The 13,465-nt window shown below is 62.5% G+C and carries 13 protein-coding genes; 8 read left to right on the forward strand and 5 right to left on the reverse strand.

The features are described 5' to 3' along the window. Window positions 1-125: 125 nt before the first annotated feature. Together INS93_RS18305 and INS93_RS18310 are read right to left on the reverse strand one after the other, a co-directional pair. Window positions 126-2,027, reverse strand: coding sequence for an acyl-CoA synthetase (locus tag INS93_RS18305; protein ID WP_192984675.1), 1,902 nt, complete (start codon window positions 2,025-2,027; stop codon window positions 126-128). Window positions 2,028-2,050: 23 nt separating this feature from the next. After that, window positions 2,051-2,710, reverse strand: coding sequence for an alpha/beta hydrolase (locus INS93_RS18310; RefSeq protein WP_192984677.1), 660 nt, complete (start codon window positions 2,708-2,710; stop codon window positions 2,051-2,053). A 477-nt stretch (window positions 2,711-3,187) separates the two neighbouring features. Between INS93_RS18310 and INS93_RS18315 the strand changes: the two genes are divergently transcribed. The 4 genes from INS93_RS18315 (at window position 3,188) to INS93_RS18330 (ending at window position 7,524) form a co-directional block, all read left to right on the forward strand. Next, window positions 3,188-4,216, forward strand: a complete 1,029-nt coding sequence (locus INS93_RS18315) for an amino acid ABC transporter substrate-binding protein (protein ID WP_160019861.1) — start codon at window positions 3,188-3,190, stop codon at window positions 4,214-4,216. A gap of 98 nt (window positions 4,217-4,314) precedes the next feature. Further along, window positions 4,315-5,499, forward strand: coding sequence for an amino acid ABC transporter permease (locus INS93_RS18320; protein WP_192984679.1), 1,185 nt, complete (start codon window positions 4,315-4,317; stop codon window positions 5,497-5,499). A 9-nt stretch (window positions 5,500-5,508) separates the two neighbouring features. Further along, window positions 5,509-6,606 carry an amino acid ABC transporter permease gene (locus INS93_RS18325; protein ID WP_192984680.1) on the forward strand — a complete coding sequence of 366 codons (1,098 nt, stop codon included), beginning with the start codon at window positions 5,509-5,511 and terminating at the stop codon, window positions 6,604-6,606. Between the two features lie 156 nt (window positions 6,607-6,762). Next, window positions 6,763-7,524: an amino acid ABC transporter ATP-binding protein gene (locus INS93_RS18330; protein ID WP_192984682.1), complete on the forward strand. Its 762-nt coding sequence runs from the start codon at window positions 6,763-6,765 to the stop codon at window positions 7,522-7,524. A gap of 148 nt (window positions 7,525-7,672) precedes the next feature. Here INS93_RS18330 and INS93_RS18335 read toward each other — a convergent pair whose 3' ends face one another. Beyond that, entirely contained in the window at window positions 7,673-8,635 is a 963-nt protein-coding gene (locus tag INS93_RS18335; RefSeq protein WP_192984684.1) for a GlxA family transcriptional regulator, read from the reverse strand. 186 nt (window positions 8,636-8,821) lie between these two features. Between INS93_RS18335 and INS93_RS18340 the strand changes: the two genes are divergently transcribed. The 4 genes from INS93_RS18340 to INS93_RS18355 all read left to right on the forward strand — a co-directional run bounded on the left by INS93_RS18340 (window position 8,822) and on the right by INS93_RS18355 (window position 11,388). Beyond that, the gene (locus INS93_RS18340; RefSeq protein ID WP_192984686.1) at window positions 8,822-9,292 is read left to right on the forward strand and encodes a nuclear transport factor 2 family protein; all 471 of its coding nucleotides are present in this window, start codon (window positions 8,822-8,824) and stop codon (window positions 9,290-9,292) included. Between the two features lie 99 nt (window positions 9,293-9,391). Next, the gene (gene pcsA, locus INS93_RS18345; RefSeq protein WP_192984688.1) at window positions 9,392-10,111 is read left to right on the forward strand and encodes a phosphatidylcholine synthase; all 720 of its coding nucleotides are present in this window, start codon (window positions 9,392-9,394) and stop codon (window positions 10,109-10,111) included. Continuing rightward, window positions 10,108-10,389 (forward strand): GIY-YIG nuclease family protein, encoded by a 282-nt coding sequence (locus INS93_RS18350; protein WP_013716902.1) that lies wholly within the window; start codon window positions 10,108-10,110, stop codon window positions 10,387-10,389. Before pcsA ends, INS93_RS18350 begins: the two co-directional genes overlap by 4 nt. 63 nt (window positions 10,390-10,452) lie before the next feature. Further along, the gene (locus INS93_RS18355) at window positions 10,453-11,388 is read left to right on the forward strand and encodes a glutathione S-transferase family protein (protein ID WP_192984690.1); all 936 of its coding nucleotides are present in this window, start codon (window positions 10,453-10,455) and stop codon (window positions 11,386-11,388) included. Window positions 11,389-11,406: 18 nt separating this feature from the next. On the opposite strand, the gene INS93_RS18360 is transcribed toward INS93_RS18355, so the two are convergent. Together INS93_RS18360 and yejK are read right to left on the reverse strand one after the other, a co-directional pair. Then, window positions 11,407-11,727: a glutaredoxin family protein gene (locus tag INS93_RS18360; RefSeq protein ID WP_192984692.1), complete on the reverse strand. Its 321-nt coding sequence runs from the start codon at window positions 11,725-11,727 to the stop codon at window positions 11,407-11,409. Between the two features lie 246 nt (window positions 11,728-11,973). Next, window positions 11,974-12,981 carry a nucleoid-associated protein YejK gene (gene yejK, locus INS93_RS18365; protein WP_192984694.1) on the reverse strand — a complete coding sequence of 336 codons (1,008 nt, stop codon included), beginning with the start codon at window positions 12,979-12,981 and terminating at the stop codon, window positions 11,974-11,976. Window positions 12,982-13,465 lie beyond the last annotated feature (484 nt).

Here is a 13,465-nt window from a genome sequence, read left to right on the forward strand (position 1 = left end):
TACGAATAGCGTTCGACATTATTCCCGGGCTTCAGGCGTGGCAATGCTTGCCTGAAGCTCTGCCGACCAGCGGTTGCACGAAAATGCAAAGCTGTTAACTGGTGCGCGTCCTTGCGCGCTCTGGATCACGCAGCGAAGTGGATGCGATGGCCTACCGCGTAGCCGGACAGCCGCTCGCCAATGGTGGCAGCCAATGCCTGATCCTGATTCGGCAGGTGGATGTGGGCCAATTGACCGGCCTTGTCATCGTTCAGCACTTCGACCCGAACAGCCGGGTGCAACTCATCGACAGCAGCCTGGTAAACACGGGCGATGGCATCGAAGCGCAGCGCTGGTTTGAAGGTCTTGCCCACCGCGGTGAGCGGAATGGCATCGATGATCCAGGCGTCCTTGGGCACCGCAGCGCGTTCGGGAATATGGGTGGCGGCATGTTCCAGCAGCTCGATTTCGCTGACCTGCGCGCCCGGCTTGAGCTGCACGTAGACCACCGGCAATTCGCCGGCCTTTTCGTCTGGCTTGCCCACAGCAGCGGCCATGGCGACGGCGGGATGCTTGTGCAGGGCGTCCTCGATCATCTGCGGGTCGATGTTGTGACCGCCACGGATGATCAGATCCTTGCTGCGCCCGGTCAGCCAGATATAGCCGTCGGCATCGACGCGACCCAGATCGCCGGTGTTGAACCAGTCGCCATCGACCCAGATGCCGGCGTTCTTGCTCGCCTGCAGATAGCCCTTGAACACCGTAGCGCCACGGATGCACAGGTTGCCGATCTCATCCTGCTCGGCCTCCCGGAGATAGCGTCCCTGCTCGTCGAGTACCTTGATGCGCACTTCGCAGTACGGCATGGGCAGGCCGATGGAGCCGGGGCGGCGTTCGCCCGCTGGCGGGTTGGCGCAGCTGCCGCAAGTGCCCTCGGTCAGGCCGTAGCCTTCGAGCAGAGTCAGGCCGGTCTTGGCCTCGAACTGGCGGATCAGTTCCACCGGCATCGGCGCGGCGCCGCACAGGGCGTATTTCAGCGAGGACAGGTCATGACCCTCGCTGGGAATCTGCAGCAAGCCGGCGTAGATGGTCGGTACGCCACTGAAGAAGCTGACCTTGTGGCGCGCGATCACTTTCCAGAAGTTGCTGATCAGCGTGGTATTGCGATAACCCTGCGGTGTGGCCAGCAGCACTTCCGCGCCGCCGATGAAGGCCGTAAGCCCGGTGACGATCACGCCGTTGACGTGGAACAGCGGCAGGCCGCAGAGCGTCACGTCGCCGACGCCGAAGCGGGTCACCAGGTTCATGCTGTAGGCCATCGCCACTTCGTTGCCGTGGCTGTGCGGCGCCAGTTTCGGTGTGCCGGTGGTGCCGCCGGTGTGGAAGTAGCTGGCGATGTCGTCGGCGGCGATCACACGGCCGCTTTCCAGGTGGTCGGCGGGGCACGCGGCGATGGTTTCATCGAAATCCAGCACGCCCTCAGGCAGCGGGCCGCGCTGGGCCTTGATCGCGCTGCGTTGTGGCTCGGGCAACAGGTTGGCCATGTCCACGCAGAGAATCGCTTTCAGCTCTGGCAACTGATCGCGCAGGGCATCGACCTTGTCCCACAGCTCGGTGCCGGGGAAGGGCGCCAGGGTCACCAGCAGCTCGGAGTCCGACGCGTGGATCAGCTCGGCGATGTGCTCGGGATCGAGCAGCGGGTTGATCGCATTGACGATGCCGGCCGCCTCGCCACCCCAGATGGTGTAGTGGGTCTGCGGCACGTTGGGCAGCAGGAAGGATACCGCCTTGCCAGGACGCAGGCCCAGGCGGTGGAAGGCGTTGGCGGTCTGGGTGATCTTGCCGAGCAGTTCGGCATAGTTCAGGCGCAGCGGGGTTTCCTCACCCGTACCCTGGGCAATGAACGACAGCGCCGCTGCATCGGGACTGGCCTGCGCCGTGCGGCGAATCAGCTCGAAGGTGCTGCTGGGCAGATCGCGATCACTCAGCGCGGTGCGCTCGATCCGTTCGATATCCTGCAGTGTGCGAATGAGGGGCGCTGTGCTCATTTATCGTGCATCTCTCGGGTCGGTCAGTCGGCCAGCAGTTGGCCCAACCATTGGGCGATATCGCGAATCTCTTCCGGCAGCACCTCGTGCGCCATCGGATAGTCGCGCCATTGCACCGGCACCCCACAGGCGTGCAGGCGGTCATACGCGGCACGCCCCATATCGGGTGTCACCACATCGTCGAATCTGCCATGCAAACAAAGCACCGGCAGTTGTCTTTTTGTATCCGCCAGCGGCATGTCGTCGCTGAAGGTCGGGGCGTAGGTCGAGAGTGCCAGTACCCCGCCGAGGACCTCTGGGTAGCGCACAAAGGCAGTGTGCAGCACCACAGCACCGCCCTGGGAGAAGCCCGCCAGGACGATGCGTTCAGGGGCGATGGCGCTTTCGCGCTCGGCTTCGATCAGGGCGATCACCTGGTCGGCGGACTCCTCCAGTTGCGCCTGGTCGATGGCACGTGCCGGACTCATGGCGAGGATGTCGTACCAGCTCGGCATGCTCCAGCCGCCGTTGATGGTGACCGGGCGGGTTGGCGCCTGCGGCAGGATGAAACGTGTGCTGGGCAGGCGTTCCTGCAGCATCTCGGCGACCGGCAGGAAATCGTAGCGGTCAGCCCCCAGCCCATGCAGCCAGATCACGCTGGAATCGGCGGATTGTGGGGGCTGCAAAATCATGGGTGCGGTCATTGGTAGCTCCAGTGTGGTGCGGGCGCCTTAATTTGGGGCGGCGCCCTGTTCAAGGCTTGGCTAATCTGTGAAGAAGTTGTCGCACGGGTGAATCTTTTGCCCTTGACCCTCTCATATCCGGCCATTTGCCATGTGCTGGTACGGGGCTTGCTAAGTCTCACTCGAACTGACGACGCGGTGCGCTAACGGTAACACTGTGCCACTGCGCACCGCTCAACAGGCAGGAATCTGCTGTGTGGGGTTCCTAATAGACCGTCGGGGCGGTTGATCGCCCAGATGGATGACGATCCGTCTCTGGCCCGTTCAATCAATGGGCTGGGTGGGGGCAGTTGGCCAGCAGAGGGTAAAGCCGACTAGACTCCTGCCTGACGTTCGAACTTCTCGTCGATACCGTTGCTGCCAGCGGATCGCGTGCCTCAAAAGGGTGGGGAAGGCGGACGGAGACTCCAACACAACAAGAGCAACTGGAGGTTTTTGATGAAGATGGTGAAATCCACCCTGGCTGTGCTGACCACCGCAGCTGTGCTCGGTGTCAGTGGCTTTGCTCAGGCAGGCGCCACCCTGGATGCAGTGCAGAAGAAAGGCTTCGTGCAGTGCGGTATCAGTGACGGTCTGCCTGGCTTCTCCTATGCCGATGAAAAAGGCAACTACCTGGGTCTCGACGTTGACGTCTGCCGTGCTGTTGCAGCTGCGGTTTTCGGCGACGCGACCAAGGTCAAGTACAGCCCGCTGACCGCCAAGGAGCGCTTCACCGCGCTGCAGTCCGGCGAAGTCGACATCCTGTCGCGTAACACCACCTGGACCAGCTCGCGCGACGCCGCACTGGGTCTGAACTTCACTGGCACCAACTACTATGACGGCCAGGGCTTTCTGGTGAACAAGAAGTTGGGCGTTTCCAGCGCCAAGGAACTGGACGGAGCTACCGTCTGCATCCAGGCCGGTACCACCACTGAGCTGAACCTCTCCGACTACTTCCGTGCCAACGGCATGAAGTACACCCCCATCACCTACGATACCTCCGACGAGAGCGCCAAGTCGGTCGAAGCTGGTCGTTGCGACGTGCTGACCTCCGACCAGTCGCAGCTGTATGCACAGCGCATCAAACTGGCCAACCCGGACGACTATGTCGTGCTGCCGGAAGTCATCTCCAAGGAGCCTCTGGGCCCGGTCGTGCGCCAGGGTGACGAAGAGTGGTTCGACATCGTGCGCTGGACCCTGTTCGCCATGGTCAACGCCGAAGAACTGGGTGTGACCTCGGCCAACGTCGAAGCGACTGCCAAAGACACCAAGAACCCGGACGTAGCCCGTCTGCTGGGTACTGAAGGTGAGTTCGGCAAAGACCTCAAGCTGCCGAAGGACTGGGCAGTACAGATCGTCAAGCAAGTCGGTAACTACGGTGAGACCTTCGACCGTAACGTCGGTGCCGGCAGCGAGCTGAAGATCGAGCGTGGCCTCAACGCCCTGTGGAACAAGGGTGGTCTGCAGTACGCACCGCCGGTGCGTTGACCGTCCACAGCGGCAGGCCTACGGCCTGCCGCTGTCGTTTCCGATTTACGTGAACTCCGGCCGGCTTGCGTGCGGCCGGTGCTTCCATGAGGGTTGTCATGCACACGACTGCTAATGCCCCGCGCCCGCGAGGATCGCTTCTGAACGATCCGCAGGTGCGTGCTTGGGCTTTCCAGATCATTGCCGTTATCGCCGTTGTGGCGCTCGGCTGGTTTCTCTTCCAGAACACCCAGGCCAACCTGGAGAAGCGCGGGATCATTTCCGGCTTCGCATTTCTCAATAACAGCGCCGGCTTCGGTATTGCCCAGCACCTGATCGACTACACGGAAAGCGACAGCTACAGTCGTGTGTTCCTGGTCGGCTTGCTCAATACCCTGCTGGTGTCCTTCATCGGTATCGTGCTGGCCTCAATCCTCGGCTTTCTGCTGGGTGTGGCGCGGCTATCGCCCAACTGGCTGATCAGCAAGCTGGCCACCGTTTACATCGAGATTTTCCGCAACATTCCGCCGCTGCTGCAGATCCTCTTCTGGTATTTCGCGGTATTTCTCGCCCTGCCTGGCCCTCGGCAGAGCCTGGGTGTTGGTGAGATCTTCTTCCTCAACAGTCGCGGTCTGTACATGCCGGCGCCTGGCCCTTCGGAGAGTTTCGGGCTGTTCGCGGTGGTCCTGCTGGCAACTATCGTCGGCATCATCGCCCTGGGACGCTGGGCCAAGAAGCGCCGCGAGGCCACTGGCCAGATCTTCCCGCTGCTGTGGACCTCGCTGGCGCTGATCGTGGTGATTCCCGGTCTTACCGTGCTGATTGGTGGCAACCCGCTGGTGTGGAGCGTGCCGGAGTTGACCGGTTTCAACTTCCGTGGCGGCTGGGTGATGATCCCCGAGCTGATGGCGCTGACCTTGGCGCTGACCATCTACACCGCAGCCTTCATCGCCGAGAACGTTCGCTCCGGGATCATGGCGGTCAGTCATGGTCAGACCGAAGCGGCACGCTCGCTTGGGTTGCGCCCGGGCGTCACCCTGCGCCTGGTGATCATCCCGCAGGCACTGCGCGTGATCATTCCGCCACTGACCAGTCAGTACCTCAACCTGGCGAAGAACTCGTCCCTGGCCGCCGGTATCGGCTACCCGGACATGGTTTCACTGTTCGCCGGCACCGTGCTCAACCAGACCGGCCAGGCCATCGAGGTGATCGCCATCACCATGAGCGTGTATCTGGCCATCAGTATCAGCATTTCCCTGCTGATGAACTGGTACAACAAGCGCATCGCGCTGACTGAGCGGTAAGGAGCAGCCATGCAGACTCATACATTCAAACCGGACCTGCCGCCGCCACGCATGAGCGTCGGTGCGGTGGGCTGGCTCAAGGCCAACCTGTTTTCCAACTGGTTCAACAGCCTGTTGACCCTCTTCGCGCTTTATCTGATCTGGCTGGTGGTGCCACCGCTGCTGCAGTGGGCGATCATCGATGCCAATTGGGTGGGCAGCACCCGCGCCGACTGCACGAAGGAAGGCGCGTGCTGGGTGTTCATCCAGCAGCGTTTCGGTCAGTTCATGTACGGCTTCTACCCCAGCGAACTGCGCTGGCGCGTGGACGCCACGCTGTGGCTGGCCATCGTCGGTGCGGCGCCGCTGTTCGTGCCGCAGATGCCGCGCAAGGCGTTCTACGGCCTGGGCTTCCTGGTGATCTATCCGGTGATCGCCTGGTGCCTGCTGCATGGCGGCGTATTCGGCCTGAGCGTGGTATCCACCAGCCAGTGGGGCGGCCTGATGCTGACTCTGGTGATCGCCTCCGTCGGCATCACCGGCGCCTTGCCGCTGGGTATTCTGCTGGCACTGGGACGACGTTCCAACCTGCCGGCGATCAAGGTCATCTGCGTCACCTTCATCGAGTTCTGGCGCGGTGTGCCGTTGATCACCGTGCTGTTCATGTCCTCGGTGATGCTGCCGCTGTTCCTGCCCGAAGGCATGCATTTCGACAAGCTGATGCGTGCGCTGATCGGGGTGATCCTGTTCCAGTCCGCCTACATCGCCGAGGTGGTGCGCGGTGGTCTGCAGGCCATTCCCAAAGGTCAGTACGAGGCGGCCGCGGCCATGGGCCTGGGCTACTGGCGGATGATGGGCCTGGTGATCCTGCCGCAAGCGCTGAAGCTGGTGATTCCGGGCATCGTCAACGTTTTCATCGCCCTGTTCAAGGACACCAGTCTGGTGATCATCATCGGCCTGTTCGATCTGCTCAACAGTATCAAGCAGGCGACCACCGACCCGGCATGGCTGGGTATGGCCACCGAAGGCTATGTGTTCGCCGCGTTGGTCTTCTGGATTTTCTGTTTCGGCATGTCCCGCTATTCGCTGCATCTGGAGCGAAAACTGGATACCGGCCACAAGCGTTAGGAGCTGATCAGTATTTGCTGCGCGTCGGCCAGGCGGCGTTGAAAACATTCTCGGAATGCTCACGTACAACCGTACGCTGCGCTTCCTCACCTGTTTTCGCCTTGCCTGGCTCTAGCTCGCTAAACCCTGGATCAGCCCCTCGAGAGGAGTGAATTTATGAGTGAAGCAATCAAACAACCCAGCGCCGAGCCGATGATCCTGCTGCAGGGTGTGAACAAGTGGTACGGCCAGTTCCACGTACTCAAGGACATCAATCTCAGCGTGCAGCCGGGCGAGCGCATCGTCCTGTGCGGCCCGTCCGGTTCGGGCAAGTCCACCACCATTCGTTGCATCAACCGTCTGGAAGAACACCAGCAGGGGCGCATCCTGGTCGATGGCACCGAGCTGACCAGCGACCTCAAGCACATCGAAGCGATTCGCCGCGAAGTGGGCATGGTATTCCAGCACTTCAACCTGTTCCCGCATCTCACCGTGCTGCAGAACTGCACCCTGGCGCCGATGTGGGTACGCAAGATGCCCAAGCGTCAGGCCGAGGAAATTGCCATGCACTTTCTCGAGCGCGTGCGTATTCCCGAGCAGGCCAACAAGTTTCCGGGGCAACTCTCCGGCGGTCAGCAACAGCGTGTGGCGATTGCCCGCGCGCTGTGCATGAAGCCGAAGATCATGCTGTTCGACGAGCCGACCTCGGCCCTCGACCCGGAGATGGTGAAAGAGGTTCTGGACACCATGATCGGCCTGGCCGAAGACGGCATGACCATGCTCTGCGTGACCCACGAGATGGGTTTTGCCCGCACCGTGGCCAACCGCGTGATCTTCATGGACAAGGGCGAGATCGTGGAGGAGGCCGAACCGAACGCCTTCTTCACCAACCCGCAGAACGAACGCACCAAGCTGTTCCTCAGCCAGATCCTGCACTGAGCCTGCATCGCGCCATCGATCAGGGAGCCTTCGGGCTCCCTTTTTCATGGGCCACGGGATGCGCCTTGAGTTAGGGGGCGCCATGCGCACCGCGGACCCGAAGCCCTCTCGAATGCCCAGCGCCCCAGATTGGTGTGCACGGCGTACCCTACGGGCCCGGCGGCGCGGCTCCGTGGCCCTGCATGCGCTTGCGGAAGGCGCCCGGCGTTTCCCCGCACAACTGCTTGAAGCGCTTGGCGAAGGTCGCGCGGTCGGCAAAACCCACCTGGCTGGCGACCTGCTCCAGCGACTGCGCCGAATCGGTCAGCGCCTGCTGCGCCAGACTGATACGCAGGCGCTGCAGGTAATCGCCTGGAGTCAGCCCGGTGGCCTGTTTGAAGCGCCGCAACAAGGTACGTGGCGAACAGTGTGCCTGCTGCGCAAGACGGTTGAGATCGATCACTTCGGCGTGATGCTTGCGCAGCCAGGTCAGCAGCGGGGCAAGGGATGTGTCTTCGCTGCTGGGTAGCAGCGGGGCGAAACGCGTCTGCGTACCGCGCTGACGCTCGATCACCATGGCGCTGGCGACCTGTTGCGCCAGCCATTCGCCGGCATGCAGGGCTATCAGGTGCAGGCACAGGTCGAGCCCGGCCTGGGCACCGCCAGAGCAGAACAGCGGACCGTCCTCGGTCAACAGCAGATCGCTGCGCAGGTTCACCTGGGGAAAGTGCCGGGCGAAGGCATCAGCCAGAGCCCAGTGGGTGGTCGCCTGGCGCCCATCGAGCAGGCCGGCAGCCGCCAGCAGGAAGGCGCTGCTGCAGAGACTTGCCACCTGTTGCTGGTCACGTTGGGCCAGCCAGGGCAGCAGTTTGGCGTTGCTCTCCAGCGTGCGGGTGATGACGCTGCCGGTGGCGGGAACGATCAGCAGGTCGGCTTGCTCGGCCAACTCAAGGCCGCCATCGACCAGAATCTGCGCGAATTCCAGGTGCACGGGTTGGCCATCGAGACTGAAACGCTGCAGCTGAAAACGGGGTGCTCCTGCCAGACGATTGGCCAGGCTGAAGGCGTCCTGCGCCATGCTCAGGCTGGAGCAGATGGTTTGCGGGCAGACGTACAAGGCGATGCGCAGCATAACGGTGACCTGGAATGGAGTTGGCGATTATTGACACAAAGTTGTCTTTATAGCCAATCGCCACACCCTTCTTCTGCGCCCAGACTAGGCTGCATTCACCATCGCGCAGCAGGGTGCGCTGTGCGCACCGATGTCATCGCATCATTGGCGGGTGAACCCGAACCACAACGCACGCAGGAGCGAACCATGAGCCACGCCAACGCCGAATTGATCCAGCGTTTCTACAGCGCCTTCCAAAAGCTCGATGCCGAGACCATGGCTGGCTGTTACGCCGAGGACGTGCGCTTCTCCGACCCGGTCTTCGTCGACCTGCGCGGTGCGGAGGCGGGCGATATGTGGCGCATGCTGTGCAGTCGCGCCGAAGGCTTCTCGCTGACCTTCGACGCGGTACACGCCGACGACCATGCCGGCAGCGCGCGCTGGGTCGCCAGCTACCGTTTCAGCGCCACCGGTCGTCAGGTGGTCAACCATATTCAGGCGCGCTTCGTGTTTCGCGACGGACTGATCGTCGAGCATCGCGATCACTTCGATCTATGGCGCTGGGCACGTCAGGCGCTAGGTGGCAAAGGGCTTCTGCTGGGGTGGGCGCCACCGGTTCAGGCTGCCATTCGTCGACAGGCGGCACGCGGGCTGGCCCAGTTTCGCGGCACGCGCTGAGGCGGGCGAAGGAACGCAGTGGTAGGCTAGCCGGTCTTAGCCTTCAATAAAGAGTGCGCACACCGGGTGCCGCACCTCAACTGCCAATCGAGACCTGCCGTGACCGAACTGATCGTTGCCGTAAAACAGGCCAAAGCCTGGGGGGTCCATGCTGTTACCGCCAGCGGCGTGATCCTTGCCCTGCTGGCATTGCTGGCCGTGCTCGACGGTCAACCCAAGCAATGCCTGTTGTGGCTCGGCCTGGCGCTGCTGGTCGATGGTCTGGACGGCTCGCTGGCGCGCCGTTATGACGTCAAGGGCGTGCTGCCGCATTTCGACGGTTCGACCCTCGACCTGGTGATCGACTACCTCACCTACGTATTCATTCCCGCGATCTTTCTCTACCGCTTCATCCCGCTGCCGGATTACACGCCGTTGTTCGCTGTGGGCCTGATTCTACTGTCCTCGCTGTTCTGCTTCTGCAACCTGAACATGAAGAGCAAGGACAACTATTTCGTCGGCTTCCCGGCAGCGTGGAACGTAGTGGTGCTGTATTTCTTCATCCTTGATGTCCATCCCTGGATCACCCTGGGCGTGATCGTCCTGTTGGCCGGCCTGACCCTGACCAAGATGAAGTTCCTGCACCCGTTCCGCGTACGCCAGTTCATGCCGCTGAACATCCTCGTGACTTTCGTCTGGATGCTCTCCAGCGCGCTACTGATCCTGCAGTACCCGGTCAATCAGTTCTGGCTGCTTGGGCTGTGGTGGTTGGCTTCGGCCTACTTCGTCGGCATGTGCCTGTGGCGCTCGGCGCGTGAGTGGTTTCCTGCGCGCGGATGAATGCAGCAGTCGAAAAAGCCTGGTTCGTGTATCTGGTGCGCGCCGCCAATGGCGCGCTGTATTGCGGCATCAGCGATGACCCGCAAAGGCGTTTCGCCCAGCACCAGAGTGGCAAGGGCGCCCGGTTCTTCCATACCAGCCCGGCGCTGGCCCTGGCCTACGTCGAAGCCTGTGCCGGCAAGGGCGATGCGTTGCGCCGTGAGCGTGCGATCAAGCGCCTGAGCAAAAGCGCCAAAGAGGCGCTCATTCTGGCCGTTGATGGCGGTTCATCAGCCTGAGACGGTTGCGCGCATGTGGCGCGCGGGTAAGCTGAGGACTTTTGATCCGACGCGGAGCGCGCCATGCATGAGTTGATCCTTCATCACTACCCGACCTCGCCGTTCGCCGAGAAGGCCCGCCTGATGCTGGGCTTCAAGCAACTGTCCTGGCGTTCGGTGATGATCCCGCCACTGATGCCCAAGCCCGATCTCACCGCGCTGACCGGCGGCTACCGCAAGACGCCGGTGCTGCAGGTTGGCGCCGATGTCTACTGCGATACCGCGCTGATCGCTCGCCGCCTGGAAGCCGAGAAGGCCACCCCGGCGCTGCTGCCCGAAGGTCAGGAGTTCAATGTCAGCCTGCTGGCGCAGTGGGCCGACTCGGTGTTGTTCCAGCATTCCGTGGCGCTGGTTTTCCAGCCGGAGTCGATGGCGCTACGCTTCGCCAAGGTGCCGCCTGAGTTCGCCAAGGCCTTCGCCGCCGACCGTGGCGCGCTGTTTTCCGGGGGAACGGCGACTCGGCTGCCACTGGAGCAGGCCAAGCACAATTGGCCTGCACTGATGGGCGCATTGCAGCGCCAGTTGCAACGCGAGCAGGGCGATTTCCTCTTCGGTGAACCGTCGCTCGCCGATTTTTCCGTGGCTCATTGCCTGTGGTTTCTGCGCGGCACGCCGGTTACCTCGCCGCTGGTCGACGACTACCCGGAAGTCGCTGCCTGGCTTGGTCGTGTGCTCGGCTTCGGCCATGGCTCGTTGAGCGAGATGAGCAGTGAGCAGGCAATCACGGTGGCGCGTGAGGCGACTCCGGCAGCGCTGCCGGAAGAGGATTTTGTCGAGCCCAATGGCTTCAAAGCTGGCCAGGCGGTGAGCATCGCTGCCGTGGACTATGGTGTCGACCCGGTGCAGGGCGAGTTGCTGCATGCCGGGCGCGACGAGCTGATCCTGCGTCGCGAAGATGAGCGCGCCGGCGTCGTGCATGTGCACTTCCCGCGCTTGGGCTTTCGTATCGAGGCGCGCTGAGGCCTCTCGCGCCGCCTGTCAGTAGGCGGCGCGAATGGCTCGTACGTCGTAGCCGTGGATGACCTGCCCGCGCAGGTCGATCACCGGCACGCCGCGGCCACCGAGCGCCTGATACTGAGCGCGACCGGCGGCATCGGTCTCGATATTCACTTCGCGATAGGCGATGCCGTCCTCGGCGAACAGCTCGCGCGTCTTGGCGCAGTAGCCACACCACTGCGTGGCGTAGAGCACCACCTCGCCGCTGGCGTTACGCGCCTGGGGCGGGTCGATCCAGCGCTCGACCCTGTCCCAGTTCTGCCACAGGGCCAGAGCGGCGAGCATCAGCAGAATCGTCTTCATGGTTTCGCATCCTTGTGTGATGGCGCGGTCCTGTCAGCGTAAACCGCGCCGGGCCATGCTGCCATATCAACCCGTGGCTCGTAGCGTGGGCGTAGGGTGGGCCGGGCGGCGATCCGCTTCAGCCCACCCAAACGATCTTGGCCTTGTAAGGTAGGCCGGGCGCCCACATGGACGAGTTCCTTGGTGGGCTGAAGCCCACCCTACAAAACTTGAGCGGATCGCCGCCCGGCCCACCCTACAAATGCATCAATCCTGGCGGCGCTTGAGCTGGTCTTTCAACTGGGTCGGCAACTGGCGAATGATCAGCATGTCGCGGCCTTCGTCATACTCGACCTTCGAGCCCAGCAGGTGCGCCTCGAAACTGATCGACAGCCCCTCGGCACGGCCGGTAAAGCGCTGGAACTGGCTCAGGGTGCGTTTGTCCGCCGGAAATTCCGGCGCCATGCCGTAATCCTTGTTGCGGATGTGTTCATAAAAGGCCTTGGGGCGCTCTTCGTCGATCAGGCCGGAGAGCTCGTCGAGGGTGATCGGCTCGCCGAGCTTGGCCTGGCTGGTGGCGTAGCCGACCAGGGTCTTGGTCTTTTCGCGGGCCTGCTCTTCGGGCAGGTCTTCGCTTTCGACGAAGTCGCTGAAGGCCTTGAGCAGGGTGCGCGTTTCGCCCGGGCCGTCGACGCCCTCCTGGCAGCCGATGAAGTCGCGGAAGTAGTCCGAGACCTTCTTGCCGTTCTTGCCCTTGATGAAGGAGATGTACTGCTTGGATTGCTTGTTGTTCTGCCACTCGCTGATGTTGATGCGTGCGGCCAGGTGCAGTTGGCCGAGGTCCAGGTGCTTGGCCGGGGTCACGTCCAGCGCGTCGGTCACCGCCACGCCCTCACTGTGGTGCAGCAGGGCGATGGCCAGGTAGTCGGTCATGCCCTGCTGGTAATGGGCCAAGAGCACGTGGCCGCCGGTGGAGAGGTTGGATTCCTCCATCAGCTTCTGCAGGTGTTCGACGGCCTGACGGCTGAAGGCGGTGAAATCCTGCTCGCCATCGAGATAGGCCTTGAGCCAGCCGCTGAACGGGTAGGCGCCGGATTCTTCGTGGAACAGACCCCAGGCCTTGCCCTGCTTGGCGTTGTAGCTCTCGTTGAGGTCGGCCAGCAGGTTCTCCATGGCTTGCGACGTGGCCAGCTCGCTGTCGCGAGCGTGCAGCACGGCGGGGCTGCCGTCGGGCTTCTTGTCGATCAGATGGACGATGCAGTGGCGGATCGGCATGGCGGTCTCGTGGGCAAATGAAACAGGGGCGCAGTTTACCCGAAGCGGGTGATGGATTCTGGTGCGGATGTATCCGTGAGCGGTGTTGAAAGTCATGCAGCACGTCGCGGCTAACGCCACTCCCACAGCGCGTAGGGTGGATGTCGCTGTTTACATCCACCGCTGTGGTGGATCGATGAAGCGTGATCCACCCTACGGCTGCCGCCGCTGCTGCAACACGCGCAGCCGCTCAATCACGTAGCGTACGTGCATGTGCAGCTCGTATAACTCGTTGGAACGCGTAGGGTGGATGTCGCTGTTTACATCCACCGCTGCGGTGGATCGATGAAGCGTGATCCACCCTACGGATGCCGTCGCTGCTGCAACACGCGCAGCCGCTCGATCACGTAGCGCACGTGCATGTGCAGCTCGTATAACTCGTTGGAGTACGTAGGGTGGATGTCGCTGCTTACATCCACCGCTGTGGTGGATCGATGAAGCGTGA

The sequence above is a fragment of the Pseudomonas sp. EggHat1 genome (genome assembly GCF_014892995.1).
Taxonomy (GTDB): domain Bacteria; phylum Pseudomonadota; class Gammaproteobacteria; order Pseudomonadales; family Pseudomonadaceae; genus Aquipseudomonas; species Aquipseudomonas chaetocerotis.

Coding starts and splice junctions, on each gene's coding strand:
- INS93_RS18305 (WP_192984675.1), bottom strand. CDS start 2,027: ATGAGCACAGCGCCCCTCATTCGCACACTGCAGGATATCGAACGGATC.
- INS93_RS18310 (WP_192984677.1), bottom strand. CDS start 2,710: ATGACCGCACCCATGATTTTGCAGCCCCCACAATCCGCCGATTCCAGC.
- INS93_RS18315 (WP_160019861.1), top strand. CDS start 3,188: ATGAAGATGGTGAAATCCACCCTGGCTGTGCTGACCACCGCAGCTGTG.
- INS93_RS18320 (WP_192984679.1), top strand. CDS start 4,315: ATGCACACGACTGCTAATGCCCCGCGCCCGCGAGGATCGCTTCTGAAC.
- INS93_RS18325 (WP_192984680.1), top strand. CDS start 5,509: ATGCAGACTCATACATTCAAACCGGACCTGCCGCCGCCACGCATGAGC.
- INS93_RS18330 (WP_192984682.1), top strand. CDS start 6,763: ATGAGTGAAGCAATCAAACAACCCAGCGCCGAGCCGATGATCCTGCTG.
- INS93_RS18335 (WP_192984684.1), bottom strand. CDS start 8,635: ATGCTGCGCATCGCCTTGTACGTCTGCCCGCAAACCATCTGCTCCAGC.
- INS93_RS18340 (WP_192984686.1), top strand. CDS start 8,822: ATGAGCCACGCCAACGCCGAATTGATCCAGCGTTTCTACAGCGCCTTC.
- INS93_RS18350 (WP_013716902.1), top strand. CDS start 10,108: ATGAATGCAGCAGTCGAAAAAGCCTGGTTCGTGTATCTGGTGCGCGCC.
- INS93_RS18355 (WP_192984690.1), top strand. CDS start 10,453: ATGCATGAGTTGATCCTTCATCACTACCCGACCTCGCCGTTCGCCGAG.
- INS93_RS18360 (WP_192984692.1), bottom strand. CDS start 11,727: ATGAAGACGATTCTGCTGATGCTCGCCGCTCTGGCCCTGTGGCAGAAC.
- yejK (WP_192984694.1), bottom strand. CDS start 12,981: ATGCCGATCCGCCACTGCATCGTCCATCTGATCGACAAGAAGCCCGAC.